The 24,437-nt window shown below is 57.2% G+C and carries 18 protein-coding genes; 6 read left to right on the top strand and 12 right to left on the bottom strand.

The genetic code is table 11. The features are described 5' to 3' along the window. Positions 1–8: 8 nt before the first annotated feature. The 8 genes from ACIPR4_RS09850 to ACIPR4_RS09815 all read right to left on the bottom strand — a co-directional run bounded on the left by ACIPR4_RS09850 (position 9) and on the right by ACIPR4_RS09815 (position 10,505). Positions 9–1,667, bottom strand: coding sequence for a cytochrome c oxidase subunit I (locus ACIPR4_RS09850; protein ID WP_013568514.1), 1,659 nt, complete (start codon positions 1,665–1,667; stop codon positions 9–11). After that, positions 1,664–2,383, bottom strand: a complete 720-nt coding sequence (locus tag ACIPR4_RS09845; RefSeq protein WP_013568513.1) for a cupredoxin domain-containing protein — start codon at positions 2,381–2,383, stop codon at positions 1,664–1,666. The genes ACIPR4_RS09850 and ACIPR4_RS09845 overlap by 4 nt, the downstream gene beginning before the upstream one ends. Next, the gene (gene pdxT, locus ACIPR4_RS09840) at positions 2,380–2,985 is read right to left on the bottom strand and encodes a pyridoxal 5'-phosphate synthase glutaminase subunit PdxT (RefSeq protein ID WP_049780831.1); all 606 of its coding nucleotides are present in this window, start codon (positions 2,983–2,985) and stop codon (positions 2,380–2,382) included. The genes ACIPR4_RS09845 and pdxT overlap by 4 nt, the downstream gene beginning before the upstream one ends. 71 nt (positions 2,986–3,056) lie before the next feature. Then, on the bottom strand, positions 3,057–3,995 hold the full coding sequence (gene pdxS / locus ACIPR4_RS09835; RefSeq protein ID WP_013568511.1) for a pyridoxal 5'-phosphate synthase lyase subunit PdxS: 939 nt from the start codon (positions 3,993–3,995) through the stop codon (positions 3,057–3,059). A gap of 114 nt (positions 3,996–4,109) precedes the next feature. After that, a complete protein-coding gene (locus ACIPR4_RS09830; protein WP_013568510.1) occupies positions 4,110–6,434 on the bottom strand; it encodes a RecQ family ATP-dependent DNA helicase in 2,325 nt (774 codons plus the stop codon). 110 nt (positions 6,435–6,544) lie between these two features. Beyond that, a complete protein-coding gene (locus ACIPR4_RS09825; protein WP_222829272.1) occupies positions 6,545–8,776 on the bottom strand; it encodes a xanthine dehydrogenase family protein molybdopterin-binding subunit in 2,232 nt (743 codons plus the stop codon). A gap of 5 nt (positions 8,777–8,781) precedes the next feature. Continuing rightward, positions 8,782–9,783, bottom strand: coding sequence for an FAD binding domain-containing protein (locus ACIPR4_RS09820; protein ID WP_013568508.1), 1,002 nt, complete (start codon positions 9,781–9,783; stop codon positions 8,782–8,784). Further along, the gene (locus ACIPR4_RS09815) at positions 9,780–10,505 is read right to left on the bottom strand and encodes a 2Fe-2S iron-sulfur cluster-binding protein (protein ID WP_013568507.1); all 726 of its coding nucleotides are present in this window, start codon (positions 10,503–10,505) and stop codon (positions 9,780–9,782) included. The genes ACIPR4_RS09820 and ACIPR4_RS09815 overlap by 4 nt, the downstream gene beginning before the upstream one ends. 209 nt (positions 10,506–10,714) lie before the next feature. Here ACIPR4_RS09815 and ACIPR4_RS09810 point away from each other — a divergent pair, with 209 nt between their 5' ends. From ACIPR4_RS09810 to ACIPR4_RS09795, 4 genes are all read left to right on the top strand, one after another. Then, positions 10,715–10,942, top strand: coding sequence for a hypothetical protein (locus ACIPR4_RS09810; RefSeq protein WP_013568506.1), 228 nt, complete (start codon positions 10,715–10,717; stop codon positions 10,940–10,942). A gap of 83 nt (positions 10,943–11,025) precedes the next feature. Continuing rightward, positions 11,026–12,186 (top strand): 3,4-dihydroxy-2-butanone-4-phosphate synthase, encoded by a 1,161-nt coding sequence (gene ribB, locus ACIPR4_RS09805; RefSeq protein WP_013568505.1) that lies wholly within the window; start codon positions 11,026–11,028, stop codon positions 12,184–12,186. A gap of 232 nt (positions 12,187–12,418) precedes the next feature. Next, positions 12,419–13,552 (top strand): glycosyltransferase family 4 protein, encoded by a 1,134-nt coding sequence (locus ACIPR4_RS09800; protein WP_013568504.1) that lies wholly within the window; start codon positions 12,419–12,421, stop codon positions 13,550–13,552. A gap of 48 nt (positions 13,553–13,600) precedes the next feature. Further along, complete coding sequence (locus ACIPR4_RS09795; RefSeq protein WP_013568503.1) at positions 13,601–15,487, top strand: right-handed parallel beta-helix repeat-containing protein; 1,887 nt, start codon at positions 13,601–13,603, stop codon at positions 15,485–15,487. 65 nt (positions 15,488–15,552) lie between these two features. Here ACIPR4_RS09795 and ACIPR4_RS09790 read toward each other — a convergent pair whose 3' ends face one another. The 4 genes from ACIPR4_RS09790 to ACIPR4_RS09775 form a co-directional block, all read right to left on the bottom strand. Beyond that, positions 15,553–16,620: a glycosyltransferase family 4 protein gene (locus ACIPR4_RS09790; RefSeq protein ID WP_013568502.1), complete on the bottom strand. Its 1,068-nt coding sequence runs from the start codon at positions 16,618–16,620 to the stop codon at positions 15,553–15,555. Beyond that, complete coding sequence (locus ACIPR4_RS09785; RefSeq protein ID WP_013568501.1) at positions 16,617–18,065, bottom strand: O-antigen ligase family protein; 1,449 nt, start codon at positions 18,063–18,065, stop codon at positions 16,617–16,619. Before ACIPR4_RS09785 ends, ACIPR4_RS09790 begins: the two co-directional genes overlap by 4 nt. Positions 18,066–18,069: 4 nt before the next feature. Next, positions 18,070–19,434: an oligosaccharide flippase family protein gene (locus ACIPR4_RS09780; protein ID WP_013568500.1), complete on the bottom strand. Its 1,365-nt coding sequence runs from the start codon at positions 19,432–19,434 to the stop codon at positions 18,070–18,072. 141 nt (positions 19,435–19,575) lie between these two features. Then, the gene (locus ACIPR4_RS09775; RefSeq protein ID WP_013568499.1) at positions 19,576–21,081 is read right to left on the bottom strand and encodes a GumC family protein; all 1,506 of its coding nucleotides are present in this window, start codon (positions 21,079–21,081) and stop codon (positions 19,576–19,578) included. Between the two features lie 357 nt (positions 21,082–21,438). Here ACIPR4_RS09775 and ACIPR4_RS09770 point away from each other — a divergent pair, with 357 nt between their 5' ends. Together ACIPR4_RS09770 and ACIPR4_RS09765 are read left to right on the top strand one after the other, a co-directional pair. Continuing rightward, positions 21,439–22,620 carry a glycosyltransferase family 4 protein gene (locus ACIPR4_RS09770; RefSeq protein WP_013568498.1) on the top strand — a complete coding sequence of 394 codons (1,182 nt, stop codon included), beginning with the start codon at positions 21,439–21,441 and terminating at the stop codon, positions 22,618–22,620. Between the two features lie 332 nt (positions 22,621–22,952). Then, positions 22,953–24,437 carry a hypothetical protein gene (locus tag ACIPR4_RS09765; RefSeq protein ID WP_013568497.1) on the top strand — a complete coding sequence of 495 codons (1,485 nt, stop codon included), beginning with the start codon at positions 22,953–22,955 and terminating at the stop codon, positions 24,435–24,437.

The following is a 24,437-nucleotide window of genomic DNA, read 5'->3' as shown; positions in this document are numbered from 1 at the left end:
TTTCCAGCTTACTCCACAGCCGCAACCCATTGGGGCACGGAGACTCCATCAATATAGACGCAGGGCGCACGATGGCAAATCTGCTCCTCGTCCGTCATCGGAGCCCATTCCATCGTCGTCGCCTCCCAGGGATTTTCTTCCATGGATCGAGGTTTGCGAAGCGATTTCTGCAGGTTCCAGAAAAAGAAGATCTGCCCCAGCGCCAGCATGATCGCGTTGTAAGTAATGTGACGCTCCACACCCCAGACGCGGTGCAGAAGTTCGCCCGCAGGGCCCGCCGCTACGCCGGTCAACTGAGCGCCGTGTCGTGGCTCTCCCATCAGTCCGGAGATATGCATTGGCAGAAAGGTGCAGTAGGCAAAGAGCAGTGTCCACCAGAAATGGATCTTGCCTAGACGTTCATCCAGACGCCGGCCTGCAATGAGTGGAAACCAGTAGGTCAGTCCGGCGAAGATGCTGAAGACGCCAGCCATCGCCATGACGAGGTGAAAGTGCGCGACGACGAAGAAAGTGTTGTGCAGATAGGCGTCCAGAGCGGGCTGTGCCAGCACCGGCCCGGTCACACCTCCTGCAACAAACAGCGATACAAATCCGAGAGACCAGAGCATCGGCGTCGTGTAGGTCGGCCGAGAACCCCAGAGCGTCACTAGCCAGTTCAGCACCTTGGCTGTGCTGGGGATGGCGATTGCAATCGTCGTCAACTGAAAGACCGTTCCCGCCCACGGATTCAGCCCGGCCACGAACATATGATGGCCCCAGACCGACAGCCCAAGCAGCCCGATCAGCAGCGTGGTGGTAATCATCCATCGATAGGCAGGAACACCGCGCCTGCAGAAGTTCGCCAGCAGCATTGAGGTCATGCCCATGCCCGGAAGTATCGCAATATAGACCTCGGGGTGCCCGAAGAACCAGAAGAGATGCAGCCAGAGCAGCGGAGATCCGTCTCCGTGCTGCGTGTCCACCACACCGTTGATCACACCGCCCGCTGGGACAAAGAAGCTCGTGCCAGCATGGCGGTCACAGAGCAGTAAAAGCGCTGCCGCGAATAGGACGCTGAAGACGATTACCGTTAGCAGTGCGGCGGTAAACCAGGCCCATACCGTCAGAGGCATGCGCCCCCAAGTCATTCCCTTGCAGCGGCAACGCACCACCGTCACCAGCGTGTTCGCTCCGCTCATCGTCGATGCGATGCAGAACAATCCGATGCTTACCAACCACAGGTCCATCCCCGTGGCCTGTCCAGGCCCGGTATCCGCCAGTGCAGAGAACGGTGGATAGCTTGTCCATCCCGAGATTGGCCCGCCGCCGCGCACAAAGAAGGCGCTCAACAGAACCAGCAGGGAAGCCACGGTTGTCCAGAAGCTCGCTGCGTTCAGCCACGGGAGGGCCATCGTCCGGGAACCGATCTGCTCAGGCAATACGAGATTGGAAAATCCCGATTGTGGCGCGGTGGTCAGAACAAAGAAGACCATCAGCGTTCCGTGCATCGTCACGGTCGCCAGGTAGTCTTCCGGCTTCATGATGCCCCATAGCGGCCAGTTCAAATCGGGCCATACACGATGTACGCGCATCAGCAGCGAAAGCAGTGTTCCGATGGCAACCGACGTTCCGGCGAGGAGCAAATATCCAATGCCGATCGTGCGATGGTGTGTCGAGAAGATCTTCATCGCGCACTCCATCGCACGAACTCTGCAGCACTCACCACGCGTACGGTAGCCTGCATGCGATAATGTCCGAGGCCGCAGACCTGTGTACACAACACGGCGTATCTGCCTTCATGCACAGGGGTGAAGTGAATATGAAAGACCTGTCCCGGCACGGCGTTCTGCTTCACACGCATCTCCGGGACGCTGAAGCCGTGGATCACATCTAGCGACCGAACCCGAAGATCTACCTCGCGCCCCATCGGCAGGACAAGCTCACTGCTCACGCGATCGTCCCGCCCGTCTTCATCCTTGGGGTCGATTCCGAGAGGATTGCCTTCACCCGGTTTCACCAGCTCTGACTTTGTCTTGCCAAAACGCGCATCTGTTCCGGGATAGCGAAAGTACCAGACGAACTGTGCGCCCACGACCTCCACCTGCATCGCTGCGGGATCTGCTCCTGCATAGCGCATCGCCGCCCATAGCCGCTCGGCGCGCATCGTCATCCATCCAAACAAAATCGTCAGCAATAAAAGAGGTGTAATCTCCAGACGCCATATGCTGTGTTGCCCCTCGCGACGACCTACGCAGAGCCCCATCAGCATTACCAGGTGTGCCGCAGCCAGAAGCCCGGTCATGATCCAGAGTGCGAAATACATCTCGCGGTCCAGCGCCGCGCCATGCAGAGCGGCATCCTGCGGAAGCCACCAGCGCATGGCGAAGATTGGCGTCTGGGTCAACGCGCTTTGGCCTCGTCCACTATCTTCAAAAATTCTTCATGTACGCGGCGGTCTTCGGAGAGCTCAGGATGAAACGTAGCGGCCAGCATGTCGCCCTGCCGCACCAGTACGGGATCGCCGTCACGGTTCGCCAGTACCTCGACGTCGTTGCCGACAAAGGCAATCCGCGGAGCGCGAATGTAGACCATCTCCATTGGTCCCCCCGCCAGCGTCGTCTCTGCCTTTAGGATGCGCGAATCATTCTGCCGACCATAGGCGTTGCGCTCGATGGCGATATCCATGACCGCGAGAGACTTCTGCGAAGGATTGCGAACGTCCTTCGCCATCAGAATCGCGCCGGCGCACGTACCGAACGCGGGCTTCTCCGCAGCGAACTTCTTCAAAGCCTCGAAGAATCCACGATGCTCGAGATGCCAGAGAAACGTCGTTGACTCTCCACCCGGAATCACGAGTCCATCCAGACCTTCCAACTGCTCCGGCTTGCGTACCATCACCACGTCCGCGCCTAGTTCCCGCAGCACCTGCGCGTGCGCATCGAATGCGCCCTGCAGGGCCAGAACACCAATCGTCTTTTTCCCTGTGCCCGTCATTGTGTCAGTCATACACTCCCATTCTAAAGGGCAAACAAAAACCGCCAGCCAATGGGCCAGCGGCTTCGTCAAATCTGAACAAGTTACCGTCCGCGCATCTGCATCAGCTGTGACTCGTCGAGGGCGGCTGCGGCAAGACCCTTCATCGAACCCGTGACCGCTTCCGCAGCTTCGGCTACGATCTTCGCGTCGTCGTAGTGCGTCGTAGCAATCACGATGGCCTTCGCGCGCGAAACAGCCTCGGCGCGCTCGGCTGCGTTGTTCTGCACGTCCAGCGGAGTCGCTCCATCTTTCATGAAGATGCCTGAACCGACAAACACAGCCTCAGCGCCAAGCTGCATCATCAGGGCCGCATCCGCCGGGGTAGCGATGCCACCTGCGGAGAAGTTCGGAACCGGAAGTTTACCCGTCTTCGCCACCATGCGCACCAGCTCGTAGGGAGCGGCCAGCAGCTTGGCTTCGTTGTAGAGCTCTTCTTCGCCCAGGGCCTTGAGGATGCGCATCTCGCGTACGATCATGCGCATGTGCTGCACGGCGTGGACGACGTCGCCCGTCCCGGGCTCGCCCTTGGTACGAATCATCGCCGCACCTTCGGCAATGCGTCGTAGTGCTTCACCCAGGTTGCGCGCGCCACAGACAAACGGCGTTGTAAACGCGTGCTTGTCGATGTGGTACACCTCATCGGCTGGCGTGAGCACCTCGCTCTCGTCGATGAAGTCGACGCCGAGCGTCTGTAGGACCTGCGCTTCGGCAATATGCCCGATGCGGGCCTTCGCCATGACGGGGATAGAAACGGCGGAGATGATTTCCTTGATGAGCTTGGGGTTCGCCATGCGGGCCACGCCACCCTCAGCGCGAATCATCGCGGGAACGCGCTCCAGCGCCATGACGGAGATGGCTCCAGCCTCTTCCGCAATACGCGCCTGCTCGACGTTCATCACATCCATGATGACGCCGCCCTTCAACATCTCTGCCAGGCCCGTCTTCAGACGAAGGCTTGTACCACTTGTTTCCTGTCCCATTGCAAACTCCTGTCGTAGCGCTCTGGCGCTCATAAATCGAATTTATGGTGGAAATCAAGTTTATCAGCCATCGAGCAGGGCCGTTTGCGATTCATCGATTACCGCATAGAACGGCTATATGTGGCCTGTCACGATCTCGCAGATCGCCGCCCCGTACTTCTCCGCGCGCGGTTTTCCGATACCGTCAATCTCACCCAACGCGTCTACGTTCGATGGCTTTTCCATGACAATTCTCCGTACGGCGTCTTCTGTAAGAAGCAGGAAAGGAGCCACGCCTTCTTCCTTGGCCCGGCGCATCCGCCAGATCTTCAGCTCCTTCTCCAGATTGTCCACTGGTGCCGTGGCTGCCAGGGGACGAGGTGCCTGAGCCACAACGACGCGCGGCATCACCTTGCGCTCGACGGAAGGAGCAGCGCCGTTATTGATCACGCCGCAGATTGCTGCCCCCCAGCGCTCTACCTTTGCCACGCCCATGCCTTTCACTTGGAGCAAATCGGCATTCGTTGCAGGCATGTCGCGCACGATCTCGGCCAAGACTCGGTCCGGAAAGACGCAGAAAGCTGGCTGCGAGAGTTCCTTTGCCACGCCTTTTCGCCATTCTCTGAGTCTGTCCGCTACTTTCTCTTCCGACGGAGAAAGAGCCACCGCGTCTGGCTTGACGCTCGCTTTCTTCTTGGGAGAAGCCTTGCCGGACTTGGACGCCTTTGACACGACCGATCGAAGCACCACACCGACCAGGTCTTCGCCCTCCCACTCGCGACCTTCGTGCGTCAGCGTTACCTTGCGGTAGCGGATGTCCTTTCCGTCCGCGCCGCGAAACTCGGCCTCGTCCACGCTGACGTATCCCGCGCGGGCCAGCGCATCGACCATGGCCTCGAAGTCGCGGCGATCCATCTGCATCCTTGGATCGACCGCTTCCTGCAGCTTGCGCATCGACATGCCGCGTTCGCCGACGCAACGCAGCAGGCGTCCCATCTCGCGTTCTTCCGCTTCATCGGGGGCGCGGAATCCCTGTGCCAGCGCGGCTTCCGGAGCGCAAACATCGCAGACTCCGCACGCCCGCGCACCGTCCGCCGCATCGCCGAAGTGGAGGATCAGTGAAGTCATTCTGCAGGTACTTCCGGCGGCAAACTGCATCATGCGATCCATCTGCGAGCGACGGAAGTTGACCTGCGCCTCATAGCCTTTGCGCCAGCTGGAATCCTCACCAATCAACGCGACATTACCGCTGTAATCCAGGCTTGCCACGCCCTGGGCTACGAGCCGGTCCATTGCGGGAGCAAACTCATCCATGCTCATCTTCAGCTTCACGCGAAGATCGTCCGCGTGGATCTCGTTCTCACGGCTCAGGCCGCGTTCAATCTTCGACAGCGTATCGAGCGGCGGATAATCGCGCTCCAGAAAAAACTCATGCGTCTTCCGATCCAGGAAGGAGTACATCAAGATTGACCGGCTTGGCTTTCCGTCACGTCCCGCACGACCGATCTCCTGATAAAAGCTCTCCACACTCGAAGGTGCGGCGGTGTGAATGACCGTGCGCACATCTGCCTTGTCGATACCCATGCCGAACGCGACGGTGGCTACAACTACTTCGATCCGTCCAGCGAGAAACTCCTTCTGCACACGCTCACGCGTCCCGGCATCGAGACCCGCGTGATATGCCGCGGCAGGGAATTCGACTGCCAGCGCACTGGCCATAGCGTCAGCATCTTTGCGTGAAGGCGCGTAAACAATCGCGGGCCTGCGCTCGGGGTTCAACAACATCTCGCGCACTTTTGCGTGACGTTCGGGCTTGGAAAGCTCGATCACTTCTACGGCGAGGTTGGTTCGCCGGAACCCGTGAATGAACTTGGCTACACCTTGCAGCCCAAGTTGCAGCACGATGTCTCGCTGCACTTCCGTCGTCGCCGTGGCAGTCAGAGCCATGACAGGCGTAGGCCTCAGCGCCTGCAAGTGCTGCCCGAGCGTACGGTAATCTGGCCGGAAATCATGGCCCCACTGCGAGATGCAGTGGGCCTCGTCGATGGCGATTAGGCTCAGCTTTCTCTTGGCCAGCATCGCCGCAAATCCCGGCACGCGCATGCGTTCGGGCGCAATAAAGAGAAACTGCAGTGTCCCATCGAGGTAGTCGCGGCAAACCTGCCTCGACTCCTCCCGGCTCAGTCCGGAGTGAATCCTACCGACCTTCAATCCCAAGGCAGACATCTTCGCTGCCTGATCGTCGATCAGTGCAATCAACGGACTGATGACCAGCGCCGTCCCACCACGCGCAATCGCCGGAAGCTGATAGCAAAGGCTCTTGCCTGCGCCCGTCGGCATGACCAGGAGAACATCCTTTCCCTCCACCGCCGCAACGCAGACGGCCTCCTGGTTCGCACGAAACTCGGCGAACCCAAAGGTCTGATGGAGGAGGGAAGCGAGTTCGGTGGGCTTGGTCATGCAATTAAAAGAGGGCAAAGGTCCTGTGCGGATGACTTCAGAACGCTGCTGCGTCTTCTTAATCTTCGCACAACCTTCGCCCTCTCAAAACACCCGGAACCTCGCCGGGTTCAGGCACTCATGATCTTGTCCAAGGTGATGGGAAAGTCCCGAACGCGCTTGCCCGTCGCATGGAAGATCGCGTTCGCAATCGCACCGGAAACACCGGTGATTCCGATCTCCCCGATGCCGCGTGCACCCTGCGGGGAAAATTTCGCATCAGGAATATCCAGCACCGTCACGTCGATGTCAGGAACGTCTCGATTCACTGCGACGTGGTATTCTCCGAGATTCGCATTGACGGCCTTGCCATGATGCTTGTCGAGTTCTGTCACTTCGAGAAGTGCCGTGCCGATGCCCCAGACCAATCCGCCCTGCAACTGGTTCAGGCCTGTCCTTCGATTCATAATGCGACCGATGTCATAGGTGGCCACAATGCGACGTACTTTGACGGTTTTGATCGCCTCGTCTACCTCGACCTCCGCAAAAACTGCTCCCCAGGAGTGCGAAGACTGCGACTTGGCATCTTCGCCCGGTTCTGCAGATCCCATAGCCTCAATGGCTTGTCCGCTGCGAGAGGCAATAGAAACCAATGTCTCGCGCTTCGAAACGTCCTTCTTTGAGAAGAGAGCGCCATCCTGAATGTCGAGATCTCCGGTCTCAGTTCCATGCAGAGGAGAAGCCGGATCCAGCACTGCCGCCGCTGCCAGTTTCAACTTCAGTTGGTTGCAGGCCTCTTTCACCGCCGGTCCAACGCTGGCAGTCGACTGTGAACCGCCCGAAACCGGGGCCTTGGGAAGCATGCTGTCGCCGAGCCTCACATCGACCGTCTTCCAGTCGACCCCAAGCTCCTCCACCACGGTCTGCGCCATCACGGTGTACATGCCCGTGCCGAGATCCTGCGTTCCGCTGCCGATGAAGATATGTCCATTCGGCATGAGTCGGATGACCGCCTGCGCGGAAGATCGATTTGCGCCGTAAGTGGCTGTGGCAATACCCCAGCCAATCAGCTTTTCGCCGTCTCTACCGGACTCCTTCATCGACCGGGGCTCAGGATTGCGCTTCGACCATCCAAAACGGTCGCCCGCCTGTTGATAGCACTCGCGCAGATGCTTGCTCGTAAACGGCTTCTGCTCGCCTGGATCCATCTCCGCGTAGTTTTTCAGACGGAACTCGACTGGATCCATCTTCAGTTTGTAGCAAAGCTCATCGATTGCACTCTCCAGTGCAGGCGTGCCGGTTGCCTCACCCGGAGCGCGCTGGAAGGTGCCCACGCCGATGTCCATCTCTACCAGCTTGTGACTGATCGAGATGTTATCGCACTGGTAGAGCATCGTCGTCTGTTTTGCGCTTGGCTCGATGAAGTCTTCCATCTTCGAAGTCGACATCAGCACGTCGTGCTGAATACCTACGAACTTGCCGTTCGCATCCACACCGAGTTTGATCTTCTGCAGGGTGCGTGGACGCTGGCCCACAGGTCCAAACATCTGTGTCCGGTCGAGTACCAGCTTCACCGGACGTCCCACGACCTTCGACGCCATCGCGCAGAGCGCGACGTGCGACCACATGGAACCTTTGGATCCGAAGCCGCCGCCAACATACGGGTCGATGACGTGAATATTGTCCAGCGGTAAGGCAAAGGTCTTCGCCAGCGACTGACGGACGCCAGAGATGTATTGCGTTGCATCATGCACCGTCAGCTTTTCACCGTCCCACTCCGCAATCGTCGCGTGGGGCTCCATGGGATTGTGGTTTTGCAGCGGCGTGGAGTACGTCTCCTCCAGGACCGTCGTCGCCTTCGCCCAGGCACGGTCTTTCTCTCCATGATCCTGCTTTGCGGGAGCATTTCCCGCACGCTTCGGGAGACGAGCTGTATCGAGATGCCCCATGAAGTCGAGCTGCGAAATTCCTGGTTTGTACCTGTACTTGATCAGGTTCGCAGCATGCTGAGCCTCGGCTAGGCTTTTTGCCACAACCACGCCAATCGGCTCGCCGTTGTAATGAACATCCGGTGTCTGCAAAAGGGAAGTGGAACGAGTCGCGGGCGGCTGTGGCTTCGGCATGGGCAGCTTCGGAGCGTTGAAAGCCGTCAACACCTTCACTACGCCGCTTGCATTTTCGGCAGCCCGTGTATCCGCACTCGCAATGATTCCCGTCGCAATCGTGCTCTGCACGATCACCGCGTAGAGCAAGTCCTTCACGGGAAACTCAGCGGCATACGTCGCCTTGCCCATCACCTTCAATCGTCCGTCATACCGCTCCGGAATATCTTTCCGCACTACGGGTGTTGCTTCCTGTCCCATACCGCTCATGCCACACCCCCTTGCGCCGCCATCGTGAGTGTCTTCACAATGCTGCGCTTCGCCAGTTCGACCTTGAACTGATTGTGTTCATAACCCTTCGCGCCGCGCAGCAAGATCTCTGCGGCTGCCGCAAAGCTCTGCGGAGTTGCAGGCTTGCCGACAAGCGCATCCTCGGCCTCCTGCATCCGCCAAGGCTTATGAGCCACACCGCCCAGCGCAACCGTAGCGCGCTTGACGTTGTTTCCATCCATCACCAAGCCAGCTGCAACCGATACCAGAGCAAAGGCGTAGCTCTGGCGATCGCGCACCTTCAGGTAGTAGCTGTGTGGCGCAAACGCATCCGCGCCCGCAGGCAGAGTCACACCCGTAATCATCTCGTTGTGCGCAAGATTGGTATCTACCTGGGGAGTCTTTCCAGGCAACCGGTGAAACTCATGGAAGGGAATCATACGTTTGCCCTTCGGGCCCTCGACATGCACCTCGGCTCCAAGCGCAGCCATCGCGACGTTCATGTCCGAAGGATTGGTCGCAATGCACTCCTCGCTCTGCCCAAGGATGGCGTGGATACGATTGAATCCCCTTAACGCTCCACATCCGCTTCCAGGCTTGCGCTTGTTGCACTCGGGGAATGCCGTGTCCATGAAGTAGTAGCAGCGGGTTCTCTGCATCAGGTTGCCGCCCGTCGTGGCGAGATTGCGCAGTTGCGCGCTCGCGCCCGAGAGCAGCGCCATGCTCAAGAGAGGAAACCGTGCGCGGATCAGGCCATCGTTTGCCAGATCGCTATTCCGCACCAAGGCCCCGATCTTCGCTCCACCATTTCCTGCATCTTCGATCCTGTTTAAAGGCACACGGGTAATGTCCACCAGAGTCGTCGGGTGCTCGACATCGTCCTTCATCAGGTCGATGAGGTTCGTTCCGCCGCCCAGCAGCTTGGCGTTCGCGTTTCCTGCGATGGCATGAACGGCTGCTGACTCTTCCGTCACTCTTTGATAGGCAAATGGATTCACGCTGTCACCCCCTTGGCTACAGCGCGCACTGCTGAAACGATGTTTGGATAGGCCCCGCAACGGCAGATATTGCCGCTCATGCGCTCGCGAATCTCATCGTCCGTGAGCGGAGGTCGACCGTTGGCCGTCTTTGCCTCAAAGCTCACGACGCTGGCATCGCCCTTCTTTACTTCATCCAGCAATGCAACGGCCGAGCAGATCTGCCCAGGTGTGCAATAACCGCATTGAAACGCGTCATGCTGCAGGAACGCCGCCTGTACCGCGTGCAGTTCGTCGCCATGAGACAGGCCTTCGATTGTTGTTACGTCCAAACCATCGACCGTTGCCGCCAGCATCAGGCAGCTATTGACGCGCCGCCCATCCACGATCACCGTGCAGGCGCCGCACTGGCCATGGTCGCAACCCTTTTTGCTGCCCGTCAGACCTAGATGCTCGCGTAGCGCATCCAGTAGAGTGACCCGGGTATCGAACGTGAGATTGTGGATCTCCCCGTTGATCTTCAGGCTCACCGGCATGGTCTGTGCGGCGGACATTTTGGCCGCCTGTACCGCTTCGGCATCCGCGCTTTGGCTTAGGCCTGTCGCGGCGACCGCACCCACCACCGTCGCGGAACGCAGAAAGTCACGGCGCGAAACTACCCACTCCGCGCTTGCATCCAGAGGAGCTTCTTCAACAGCGCATGCGAATCCCTGAATTTCATCAGACACTATGGACGAACTCATGGCAGCCACTCCTAAATTTCTTATGGTTCTTATTTGCTAGTTTGAGCCTTTTGCACAAACGAGATTGGACGCTTGGTTCCGTTCTGCGAGATGTCCCGCCAATTCGGCACGTCCTCTATACCTGAATCTGCTTGCGTTTGGGTAAAAATCGCAGTAAAATAAGATGTTTGCGGCCCAGCGCCGCCGAGCACGGAAGGAACAGAACCAAAATGGCAAAGCGTCGTGGAAATCCGAACTGGGGCAAGCCTGAGCCGATCGGCCCGGTCGTCCCCACTGTCACATCATTCGAACTGGTCGTAAAAGAGTACAAACTGACGCCAGACCAGTACATCCGCTCCACACGTCTTCGTGAGTGGGCGCGCCGCAACAAGAACTCCAAGTACATTCCAGAGGCTCTCCTCGAGGCCTGGGGCTTCGAAATCGAGTCCAGTCTGTAACTTACGCAGTACCCTGACGCCGTCCCACACCCCGGGGCGGCGTTTTTCTGCACCAGGCAGCGTATCCTTAGGATCAAATCATCATGGCTGAGTCTCCCTTTACTGACGTCCCCACCGCCCTTCGTGAGTTTGCCACGGGCCGCATGATCGTTGTCATTGACGACGAAGATCGCGAAAATGAGGGCGACCTGACCCTCGCCGCCGAATTTGTGACCCCGGAAGCCATTAATTTCATGGCCACCCACGGACGCGGCCTCATCTGCCTCACCCTCACCGAAGATCGCGCAGACTACCTCCGCCTTCCACCCATGGCGAGCGAGAACACCTCGCGCTTCGGCACCGCTTTCACCGAAAGCATTGAAGCCCGCGAAGGTGTAACGACAGGAATCTCCGCAGCGGATCGCGCTCACACCATCCGCACCGCCATCGCATCGACCGCCACCGCCAACGATCTCGCCCGTCCCGGACACGTCTTCCCCCTTCGGGCAAGAAAGGGAGGCGTTCTTGTGCGCGCCGGTCAGACCGAGGCCTCCGTGGATCTTGCACGCATGGCTGGTCTGATTCCTGCCGGTGTTATCTGCGAGATCATGAACCCGGACGGCACCATGGCCCGCGTTCCGGATCTCATCGAGTTCTGCAAGCAGCACAACATGCTCATGCTGACCGTGGCCGACCTCATCCGCCATCGCCTGCAGCATGAACGCAGCGTCCATCGCGTGGCCTCGACCACCCTTCCGACGCGCTACGGAGACTTCGAGCTTATTGCTTATGAGAGCAGCTCAGACGGACAGATCTCGCACCTTGCTCTTGTGCGGGGAGATCTTTGTGCGGAGAGCAACGAACCCGTCCTCGTTCGCGTTCACACCCACAATCTGGCCGACGATGTCTTCAATTCGACCCCGTCCGATCATCGCCTGACGATCGATGACGCTCTTCGTGCTATTGCGGAAGCGGGCTGTGGAGCGCTTCTTTACTTACACGATACTGGTCCCGGCTTCCATTTGGATCGCAATGTAACACCGCCGCGCATCCACCTGCATGCTGCAGGAATCACGACCGCCCATACCGACGACAGTTCTCAGCGCACACTCCGCGACTCCGGCGTGGGTGCGCAGATCCTTTCGGATCTGGGTCTCAAGCGCATCCGTCTGCTTACCAACCGTCCGACGCACGTACCAGCGCTACAGGGCTTCGGGATAGAGATTGTCGACCAGATTTCGCTCGCGAGTCCGATCAAGCTCTAACTTACATAGCCGCGAAGCACCGCCAGTACAGTTTGAGCGAGGTAGCAGCCAGGTCTTCTCAGACTTTGCGACGTCGCGGAGTGGAAGCGGTCCGGGGCCGACCGGGGACATCTCTCTGAGATAATCAAATGTGTTGAGGCTTCGAAGTTCGATTTCGGCAAGCACTCAACTTATTTCATCTTTTGCGTGAAATTCTGTGCCAAATGGCGGGATACCTTCGGAAGGACGGTCGATGCAAAGCTTCCATATAGCGCTCTCTTGGTCGACAAGTGGTGCAGGGGGATCGGGCAGAGTGGTGGAGACACTGACGGACTACCTTCCACGCCTGGGTGTCGAAGTCAAAGGTGCAGTGCTCGCTCCTGCAGACGTAGCAGAGCGTACGGACGGTAGATTGCAGCTTCTGGCACCTTCAGGTACAGGCGGCTTGAAGCGTCTCGTGGCCAGCCGCGAGATGATTCTTCACGCGCTGAAGACCGCAAAGCCGGACATCCTCGCGTCACACTTCGCTCTGCTCTCGCTGCCTGCTATCGACAAATTGAAGGCTCAACCCTTCGTCGTCCACTTTCATGGACCTTGGGCAGAGGAGGCCCGCGTGCAGGGCAGCGGTAAGCTCGCCATCGCGGCCATGCTACAGGTGGAACGCGCCGTCTATCGCCGCGGTGATCGCGTCATTACGCTCTCCAAAGCTTTTGCTGATGTGCTTGTTCGCGATTACAGCATCAAGGCGGACCGCATTCGCATCATTCCAGGTTCTGTAGATCTGGAGCGTTTCATCCTGCCGCCAAGCAAGCAGACAGCACGCGCCGCTCTCGGCTGGCCCGAAGATCGAAAGATCCTCGTCTCCGTGCGCCGTCTCGTGCCGCGCATGGGCCTCGGCAATCTCATCCAGGCCATCAGCCTGATTCGCAAGCAGCATCCTGAGGTACTTCTGTATATGGTCGGCAAGGGGCCTCTGCAAAAGCAGCTACAGGAACAGATCGTGTCGCTCGGCCTGGAACAGCACGTCGTTCTCCTTGGCTTCGTCCCGGATGAACTCCTCGTGAATGCGTATCAAGCGGCCGACATGAATATCGTGCCTACGCTTGCATTGGAAGGCTTCGGCCTGATCGCGGCAGAGTCGCTGGCAGCGGGAACGCCAGCGCTGGTGACACCGGTCGGCGGTCTTCCTGAAGTCGTTGGAGACTTTTCGAGCGACCTCGTCTTCGAGTCGACGTCTGCGGAAGATATTGCCGCCGGTCTCAAGCGTTTCCTCTCCGGTGAAGTCCCCATGCCCAGTCCCGAGGCGTGCCGTAGTTACGCAGAGAAGCACTTCGCCGCGCCTCTTATGGCTGAGCGCACTGTCGCTGTCTACAACGAACTTGTTTGACCCTGGGGTAATCTCTCGATGCTGAAGACAGGAAGCGCAGCAGTGCAAATGATGCCGAAGGTCCCGACCACAACGCAGTCTCGCGCCAAACAAATCGTGCTGGGCATTCTTCTCGTGGCGGGTTTCGCAGTAGCACCCTGCAATGCGGCGCAATATTTTGTCGATGCAACCCATGGTTCGGATCGCGGTACCGGGCTTTCTCCCAATGCAGCATGGCAGCATCTCTCCAGCGTCAATCGATTCGCGCACAGTCGCGGCTTTCGTCCAGGAGACGAGATCCTTTTGAAGTCCGGAGAACGCTGGCGTGAGCAGATGGAGCTTACCGGGGCGCCGGGAATGAACGGTGGAAGCGACCAGCATCCTCTTCGCATCGGAAGCTACGGTACGGGAGAACTTCCTACGATTGACGGGGCGGATTCTGCGAGCGGTTGGAAAAGTGCAGGCAAGGGGGTCTATCAGATCCCGATGAAGGACCCTGTCTTCAAGGTTTTTGTGGATGGGGACGACCATCCCACGCATGCTCTGACTTCGCAGCTCAACTTTGCCGGTGGATGGGCTCCGGGCAGTACCTACAGGATGTGGGACTTCATTCAAAACCAAGGCAAGACGTTTCTCGCCATGCAGGACATTACGACGACGAACCGGATCCTTCCATCGGAGTGGTATCGTATCGGATCTCTTCCACCGGAGCAGATGGTGTCGGGCTTGGAGAATGTATCCAGGGTGCCAGGCAGCTGGTTTTACGACGCACGTCAGCAAGCGCTTTTTGTTCATCTTGCGGACGGCGGAGATCCCTCCTCCCACTCCATGCAGATCGTGCATCGCACTTATGGAGTCTTTCTGCAGGGCTGCAGCCACGTGGTTATCGACGGTGTGCGCATCATCCACGCGGCAAAGTCCGGCATTCTCGCGGCGGTCAACCCAGGCGGTGGGGCAGTAGGAAATGAATACAACACGGTTCGCAACTCTGTCTTCTGGAACCTCGGAGACGGCACGACGGACTGGATTCCCTCGATCAGCATGTCAGGTGAGGGCGCAGTTTTTGTTGCGGCTGGTACAGCTGCTCCCACGAACCCGGCCCTGCGCGGATGGACCATCCAGGACAACGCCGTCGGCGAGATCGACAGTGACCGCTTTCTGAACTACGAGCGCAATGGTCTCTCGATCACGGGCACCGCAGACCTCGTGCTTAAGCAGAACTATGTCTCCACCCTCAACTCCCTCGGAATCTCTGTCTTTACTATTCACGGCCCTCAATGCACTACCCCTACAATCCAAGGCAATTTCCTGACGATGAACGACGGCAATATTCGCGTTTCCGGCTGCATTAAGCCCGTCATCGACAGCAACACCATCACCTACTCCTACGGATATGGTGTGCAGATTGGAGGCAACAGCTCCAGCGCCACGATCACGCACAATACCATCCATCACATCGCACGGATTGGGAACGAGAACGCTTACAACGGTCTGGATTGCAACGGAGGCGCGCCGGACGGGACGCTGGCCTACAACTCCATTGCCGCGGTTTGGGGCGCGGAAGCTACATTCGAAGTCGGTTGTAGTCGCTGGAGTATTCACGACAACGTCTTCGATTCGAGCAACAACGTGAAGGGCGGCGGTCTGACTTTCTACATCCGCCAGGACTCCATTCCGGGGCTCAAGTTTGAAAACAATATTTACCGCCTCAACTCGGGAACGAAGCAGCAGTTTAATTACGGCGCGGGTGTACCCGGATCGCGCCCTTTCCATGATTTTGATTGGTGGAAGCAGAACGTAGAGACGAGCGCACTGCAGTGCGTAGCAGGGAAAGACGATCGACGCTGTTCCTTTGCCAGCACGGCTCCTTACTCGCTTCCGACAGAAGGATTTACTGCGGTACCGGCTGTACGGCGCTTCATGAGCACAGCACCTCGCGACAATTGGCAGCCCTGAATAGGCACATCACAAGAATCGATTGAGACAAGGATCTACGACATTCTTCGTTGGATACGACGTTTCTACAATAACTCGCTGTAGACGGCCGTCGTCTCGGTGGTCATCCGTTCGACGCTGTAAAGTTCTAGATGCTCGCGCGCCTGGGCCTTCAATTTAGTACGCAGAGCGTCGTCGGTCAGTAAGAGTCGTATCTTTGCAGCCAGGTCTGCGGGATCATTCACGCCGATCAGCAGGCCGGTCTTGCCATCCTCAATGATTTCGGGAATGCCATCCACATTGGTCGCAACGATCGCGCAACCCGCTGCACGCGCCTCGACCAGCGCAAGCCCGAACGCCTCCCGCCTCGAAGCGAGAACGAAGACGTCCGACGAAGCAAGATACGCCCTGGGATCCGCCTGAAAGTCTTCAAAGTGAATGCGGTCACTCACAGGCGAATTGGCGGCGACTTCGCGGATCATCGCTGATTCGGCGCTACCTCCTCCGACCAGATAAAGGGAGGCACCGGGAAATTCGTCTGCGATGGAACCGAAGGCCTCAATTAACTCGAGGATTCCCTTGCGCACGGTCATTCCTGCAACACAAACGATCGCCGGTCGCGTGAGTTCTTTCGATGGCACATCGGGACTCAGCCGTTTGCTGCCCAGCATCCCATTCAACACAACGCGAATATGATCGGCAGGCAGGCCAACCTGCTGCAGATCGTTTGCAACCGCGCGACTCACTGCAATCACACGATTTGCCAACTTCGCCGTTCCCAGCTTTTCGTCATGGATGTTGTGGAGATGCATCACCAGCGGAATCCGCAACAAGGTGGTCAAAGGCCATGCCAACACAAGCCCCGTTCGCATATGGGCGTGCACGACATCCGGACGAAATGTACGAAGCAGGCGGAAGAGCTTCCACGAGGTCGTGATCTTATTGCGCCAGCCTCCATGCGGAAACGTAAAGGTCTTAACCCCGGAAGCTTCAAGGAGTGATATCCACCCTCCACCTCCGGACATAAACCCGACCGTGATGCCGCGCTGCACCTGCTCAATTGCCAGGTCAACCGCTACGTTTACGATGCCGTTGCCGAGACTGGAAACACTATTAGAGAGGTGTAGAACTCGAAGCGCTCCAGGTTCCTTCATGAGGCTTCCTGAGGTTCGGCGCGGCTGAATCGAACAGCAACCGCAGAGACGAGGGGTGATGCCTGCAGTTCCTGAGATGCGAGGCAGAGCATGATGCTCATCCAGAGCAGCATCCCGGTCGCCGAGGGGAAGATGCCCATCGTCGGTACCTGCACCACCAGGCTAATCAGTCCAGCTTTCAGTGCCATCAGCTCCGGCGTTCTTGTGACGCGAAGCGCGGCGATGACGGCTGCGGCAAAGCCAAAGATAAAGACTAGCGAGCCGACCCATCCATAGGTTAGCGTTACCTGTTCAATGCCGTTGTCATTTTGGTATACGCCTTGAATCGTCGCGACTCCGTAGGATGGTCCGCTACTCTCGCTGGCCTGGTTGCCACCAAATCCGTTGCCGAAAGGCTTGGCGATAAACATCGTGACTGCCTGCTGTTGGCTCGCCAGTCGTTGGTTCACACTGCTGTCTTCTTTCAGATTAGTGAAGCTCGCGAGGCGCGCAGACAGCAACTCGTCCACCTCCGGGATCTGGGTCAGGACTCCAAGCACGGCCACACAGCCGAAGAGGGCAAACACAATCTGGATGCGTCGCTTGGCAGGGAGAGAGAAGATTGCAAACAGCAGCCCCGCTGCACCGCCCACCCACGCAGAACGGCTCGACGTGAGGGCGAGCGCCATCAAAGCGAACGGCATTGCAGCATATCGAAGCCTGCGGGTGGAAGAGACACAAAGCAACAGTCCGAAGATGAGAAAGTCCGCCAGTGTCTGCGGCGCATTCATCGTCGAAAAAACACGCACCTGCATGCGTTCAGGAGAGCCGATCGTCGACAGGCTGGAGTTCTCCATCCAGTACGCGTCCCACGGTGCCAAAACGAGGTACTGGTACACGCCATAAAATCCCATCGCGAGAATGCCGAAGAGGAAGTTGTTACGAATAAGGGAGAGAATCTCGTCCAGGTACTCCCGCTGGTCAAATAGGTAGAGCGCGAACGCAAGCGGTCCTATCCACGTTACAAGCTCCTGCACCATGCCAACAGGGGAGTGGGTGAGGAAGCCAACTACAGCGGCGTACGCGATCGTCGCGATGATCAGCACGATGGAGCGGAGCCGTACCGACGAGAGGATGATCGAAATGCGCCGTAATGTCGGCATGCCAGCAACGCACGCCAAGATAGGTGTCGCGATCACCATGGCAGCCGTCTGGGCCTGAATGTGATATTCGATCATGCGACGAACCATCGGTGCGAGGAAGAAGAGCCAGAGCACGAAGGTGATGTAGTGGACCCGCGAACGTCTCTTGAGATACCAGGCCACCATGAATCCCGCAGCGGGAATGAGATAGATGAGTCCTTGAGCAAGAGGCGTGAAAGAAAGCAAAATGCTGCCGAAGAGAAACCCAATCAGCATATTGCGATACTTCTTGTTCTGCTTCACTTCCAATAGGGTAAGTGGCATACGGTTACACTCTCACGCCTTTTTTTCGCAGCGCCACTAGAAGTAGATTGATGTCGTCGCGGTTAATGAGGAGGCTTGGCGGCCTGACCTTCAGAACAAAGATAAAGCTGCCATAGATCAAAGCAAGTCTCAGAAGAGTCGAAACCAGAAGAGCCGTCGCAGCGCCCAGCGTTCCCCACCGCGGAATCAACAGAAACATCATGGGCACACTCACTGCCAGGCCGACGCCCTGCAGAAAGGTTACAAGCCCTGGCTTACCCAGCGCCATGAAGGCCTGAGCCAAAACGAAGGCGCATCCGGCAATCGTGACCTCGACCAGGAGCACACGGAGCGTAAACGATGATTTGGCATACTCGGCACCGTAGAAAATGCGCAGCAGCAGAGGTCCCAAAAGAGCAATGCAGAGAGCGCAGACACTTGTAATCGCGGTGCTGACACGCGCAGCCCGTGCTGTCATGGCAACGGCCTGTTCGATCGACAGTCCGGTCGCCTTCGGGAAGAGAACCGTTACCACCGAATTCTGGAAGATATTCAGAATGCGGGAGAGGCTCAACATCACAACGTATACGCCCAGGTCGGCGGGCCGCAGGAAGCTCACTACAAGCACTTGATCCACTTGAAGCGCGAGTGCGCCAATCAGATCGATCCCATAAGAGCGAATGCCATAACTGAGAAGCAGTTTCTGTGTTGTAAAGCTGATCTTGCGGTCGCTACCAAAGAGCTTACGAGAGCGCCACGCCAGCAGAAAAAATGGGGGGGCTGCAGCCAGAATGTAGGCGCCCGAAGCGTTCAGCGTGTTGAACTGATGTGTGGCGAGCAGAATCAGCAGCGAGGCCAGAATCATCGCTGGATTCAAAATCTGGGCGAAATTGGAAGTCGAGAAGGATCCCGTCGCTTCGATGCCGCCACGAAAGATCAGGGTCGTGCTGCAGAGCGGCGTAACGATGAGGAACCATTGCGCCGCACGGATAGCCCAGAGGGGATACTGATGCAGCCACATGGGCATGCAGATCGCACCCACAATGGCTACAAGGACGGAGAGCACCGTACTCATGAACAGACTGTTCACCATCAAGGTCGCCGTCTGTTTAGGCCGGTTGCGAATGTAGTAGATCAGAGCGCTCGGCAGACCAAATGTGGTCATTCCGGCCAGCAGTTGAGACCACAAGGTGATTGCGGCAAGTTGCCCTCGACCAGCGGGTGCCAGAATACGCGCCGTCATGATCCCGGTCAGAATGTTCAGACCCTGGATGAAGACGCGAGAACCAATCGTCTGACTGATGATCCGCACACCACGGGCAGCGGGCTTCACAGCCTTCGCTATAGGTATGGGATCGATCGGGACATCCTTCTCAGTCGCGGCAGACATTTCGTTGTATTTCTCCACTTGAGGGCTGTTCAGGATGATTCCGACTTTGGTTTATTGAGAACCGATGAACGGCATCGGGATGGAGTGTGATCTTGTTCTCCACCCCGATGAATACTCCATGTTTTCAGAACGAACAGAGCTCTAGTAGGCCCTGTATCTTTGGAACTCGGTATCCAGAGCTCCCATCTTCGCCACGGCTTCCAGGTAGGGGAAATCCGGCTCAGAGGCTGCGGCAGCTTCCAACGCGGCCTCATGCTTGCGTGAACTCACGAAGTACACAGCCATCGAGGCGAGGAAGAGGGAAGTCATGATGCCAAGAAGCGAGTCGATCAAAGGACGCGGGCGTACCGGGGAAAGCGAAAACGTCGGATACTGCACCACACCGAAGTTCAACAAACCGCTGTTATCCATGGCTGCGGACATACGAGCAGAATCGCGTTTTTGGATATACAGCTGATAGTTCGTATTAAGTGTGCTTGCATTCTGTTGCAGTGTCTTGAACTCAAGCTCATCCTGCACCAGGGAATTCAACTGATTCTGCAGATCGTTGATCTGCGCGACAAGAGCATCGCGGCGTCCTGTTACGGCCCGAAGATGCGCTGTCTCGCTCGCGTAGTTCTGGTCGACGACCTGCCAGGTTGGATTCACACTCGAGGTGTGTTCCGTCGTAGTGTTCGTCTGCAAGCGTGTAAGTTCGGCCTGGGCCTCTGCGATCTGTGTATCCACTTGCTGGACCATGCGGTCGGTGGGCTGATACTGCGTCAACAGTTGCGCGCGCCTTAGATTCAACTGCGCAAGCAAAATGTTCACCTGATCGAGTGAACCCGAGGCAGGAACGATCCGCTCCGTGGTGTTCTGACGCTGCGGAACGGAACGAAGCTGCGCGTTCACCACGCCTAGACGATGCTGCACTTCGCTAATCTCCGCGTCGGCGGAGCGCTGCAGCGTCATCGCATCGGCCAGAGCCTTGGAGATGTCCGTTTCTTTATCTGTGACGGTTACGAACTTGTGCTTCTCTTGAAAGTCCGCAAGCTTCTGCTGTGCTTCGCTCCATTGAGACTTGTAACGCTCTGCTTCATCCTCAAAAAACTTTGCAACGCCTGTGGGCTGGCTCAATGCTTTTTGTTTGGTCATGAAAACGTCCAGCAGGCGGTTCAACTGAAGTGTCGCTTGATGGGGGTCGGTCGTGACATAACTTACATCGATTACATGCGACTTCCGTACAGGACTCACAACCAGGCGCTTGCGGAAGGTTGAAACTTTACCTTCGTGATCCATCTCAGCTTGCTTGGAATGTGTATTCGACTGTGTCCACCCCGGATCCACCACGTCATCCAGAACGTCCGAGCTGCCCAGGACCTCAACCGCCGAATTGACGTCTTCCTCTGCAACCTGCGTCGGGATGGGCTGAGAGGCTGCCGTCGGATCGGAAGAAATCACCATGTTCTTACGGGAGTTCTGGACCATCAGACTCATGTCGGATTCATATTTCTTATGGCTTAATCCCACATACGCCGCGGTAAGCAGAAGGCCAGCGCACAAGATCGAACCGAATAGCAACTTGTGCTGGCGCAAGGTCTCAATCGGTTTGGGCTTAGGGGGCAGGCGTTGAATCGCTGTCTGCCCGCCGGGTAGCATGTTGGCCATGATCTCTCTCTCTTTACTGTTCGATCTAGGACCACGACGACATCGCTTCGTGTCCGACGATCGACAGGGCATAGACGTCAGGTTCAACGCAGGGACGGACTACCCTCAGTCTACAGCACCTGGCACCTTGTCCTGGGCAATTTAGGACCACGTGGTCCCAGGCATGGCCCAGGCGAGGGCACTTCGGCTATGCAGATATTGACTCTATTTTCGGAGAATGGTCTCACAAGAGATTCGAAAGCGTAAGTCATAGGTAATAAACCTTTACACCATCAGTGAGTTACTAAAGGTTATAGAACCCCTAATAGATGTCATTTCGCGACAACCGGTTGCAGCGTGTAGTATCCAAGGCAACCCATGTCGACTCGATCCCTCAGACTCATAGCGTATGACCTTGATGATCCGTGTGATCAGGCCCTATGGGCAGGTATCGCGGCGCATATTGTGCATAACCTGCGGACAGCAGGAATGGATGTTGTCGTCTCCGGACGACACGCTTCCAAGCTCCGCAGAATAAGTAAATCCTTGCAATACAACTACTACAATCGCCTTCATAAGCAATACTTCCACGCTGAGAGGGATGCCTTCCAAACCAGATTGGGTGGGTTCGTTGGTAGTCGAGCGGTCTCGCGTATTCAGGGTGCAGATGCTTGCATTGCCTTCTCTCCTACTTCCGTCGCGCATCTGGAGACCTCTCTACCCATCTTCCTGATTCACGATGCGAGTTGGAGCCAGCTGCTGGAAACCTATCCGCACCTCGCTCCCAGCCGTCAGGTTCCGCGCATCGTGCGTTCCGGCTTCGATCTGGAACGGCGCGCCTATACCAAGAAAAATGTTTATCCCGTTCTTACGTCGCACTGGGTTGGCGACAGACTCATTGCGGAATATGACCTCGACCCACAGCGAATCTCCTTTCTGCCCTTTGGCGCAAACTTCGATGAAGAGCCAGACGGCAACCTGGTGGAGGAGGCAATCGCGCGCCGCGGCCAGGGGCCATGCCGGCTTCTCTTTGTAGGTCGCGATTGGGAGCGCAAGGGAGGACCCTTCGCCGCGGAGGTTTGTGCGCTTCTCAATGCTCAAGGCTTGCCTACAGAACTGACTGTTGTCGGTTGCCCCCCACAGCAAGCAGGGGAGCATATACATTTCACGGGGCTTCTTAGAAAAACCGTCCCTGAGCAAAAGGCGCGCCTCTCCGCCCTCTATGCGGAATCCGACTTTTTCTTCATGCCCTCCCTGGCGGAGGCACAGGGTGTCGTTTTCAACGAAGCTGCGGGTTACGGCCTGCCAGCACTGGCGCGAGATGTAGGCGGAGTTTCGGCCGTGCTGGATCCGAGTTGGAGCGGACTCTTCAACGAGACGGCACCAGCGACGGTCTACGCTGATTGGATTGCTACAGCCTTTCGCGATCGAGCGCGCTACCAGCAACTCGCACGCGCGGCTCGCGCAGACTACGAAACCAGATTGAGCGGCGCCGTGTATGCGCAAAGTCTCATCGCCATTATTCGATCAAGACTCGATGCGCCCAGCGGTGCTCGATAAGGCCGGACATAAATAAAACAAACAGAAGAAGATGCTTCGTTTCCGAGGTGTCGACGGTCTGTTCGACCTACTCTGTAACCCAATTCATTCCATCCTAAGCTCTGCCTTACGACCAGCTCATTTATGCCAGTCAAACTCTTACTCAGGATCCGGCCTGTAAGTATCGTTTTGCCTGCATCTTTTCTGCACAATAGTAATAACCAGCATGTGCAATAAATTGCAGATAAAGGCATGTAATTTTCGCTAAAGTTGTATTGAATTGCCATTTAGGTGAACGTATAAAACTCTTACGTCGAGAAACTGCGCAGCTATGCACGACGTGGAGACATATATTGAAAAACTTTCTGGCACCTGTTCTTCTCGCTCTCGCTTTGGTAACGTGCACTGCTTCCGCCACCACTTATTATGTTTCCCAGTCCGCTGGGAGCGACACCAACATCGGTACCACCACGCTGAAGCCCTTCAAGACCCTGGCCCGCGTATCGACCCTCACCGGCCTAAAAGGTGGAGACGCAATTTACCTGCGCCGCGGTGATACCTGGCATGAGCAGTTTTACATCCCTGGAAGCGGAACCTCGACGACCAGCCGTCTGACCATCGATGCCTATGGCGCGGGCGATGCGCCCGTCATCGACGGCGCGGATGCAGTCTCCGGCTTCAGTCTCATCAGTGCCGGTACCTATCAGGTCCGCCGCACAGACTCTACCTATAAGGTCTTCGTGGATTCGGCCTACGGCACTTCAACGCCTCTCACGCTCGTGAGCAGCCTCTCCGCAACTATCAATACGGCCGGATCTTTCTACGCAGATGCGGACACACTTTATGTTCATCTTGCCGACGGCTCTAATCCTTCGAGCCACGTCATCGAAGTTAGCGGTAGCAGTCACGTGAACGGAATTCTCTCTCTCGACCGCTCTCACGTGACGGTTCAAAATCTCTGGATCGTTCGCCCAACGAACTCCGGGGTGGCTTTCATTTCGCAGTCACCGAATGTCTCAGCTACCTCCGGCAACCAGGACAACATCCTCAACCGACTCACCATCTACAACTCTGGCTCTACAGCGGCCTTACCCTACGGCTTCGATGGCGCGATTCTTGTGCGCGGAAACGCATCCTCCACTTCGCTGGGACTCACAGGCTGGACGATCACCCACAACGTCATCGGCCGTATGGATTCTCCCGTCGGCTTGAACTACAACATTGGCGGCATTCTGCTTCGCGGCGTCACCGGCGCGATGGTCGACACCAACATTGTCCAGACGGTTACGTCAATGGGTATTCAGGAACGTCCGTACGGAATGGCAAACTGCTGCTCCGTCAACAAGTTTATGTACAACTGGCTGTCTAACAATGAAGGCAACATCACCGCGCAGAGCCCAGGCGATCAGGTTGTCTCTAACATCATTTTGAACAGCCGCGGATTCGGAATCCAGGTTCACACCAACGGCGTGGTCTCGAGCAATACGATCGCCCATCTTGGAAAGAGCACGGATGGAAGCCTGTACAACGGCATCGACGGAGCTGGGGGAGATGGTGCGGTGTATTCGAACAATTCGATCACGGACGTTTGGGGATGCAGCCTCACCGTCGAAGGCACTGCTACAGGCGTCGTCATCGACGGGGGCACCTACAACTCCCACAACGCCTCAGGTTGCGCTACATATGTGACGGCTTCAGTAGGTTCGGTAAGATTTACCGGCAAAGCTACGTGGATCCTCAACGCCACCGTGCCAAAGCCTTTCAAATATCTGGTCACAAGTGCAGGCGACAGCGTTCACAGCTACTCGCTGGTGCAATTCTTAGCGGTGACCAAATAG

It is taken from the genome of Terriglobus saanensis SP1PR4 (assembly GCF_000179915.2).
In the GTDB taxonomy this organism is placed as follows: domain Bacteria; phylum Acidobacteriota; class Terriglobia; order Terriglobales; family Acidobacteriaceae; genus Terriglobus; species Terriglobus saanensis.
Note: the sequence above shows the minus strand (reverse complement) of the source record. Positions and strands in the feature narration are given on the sequence as shown.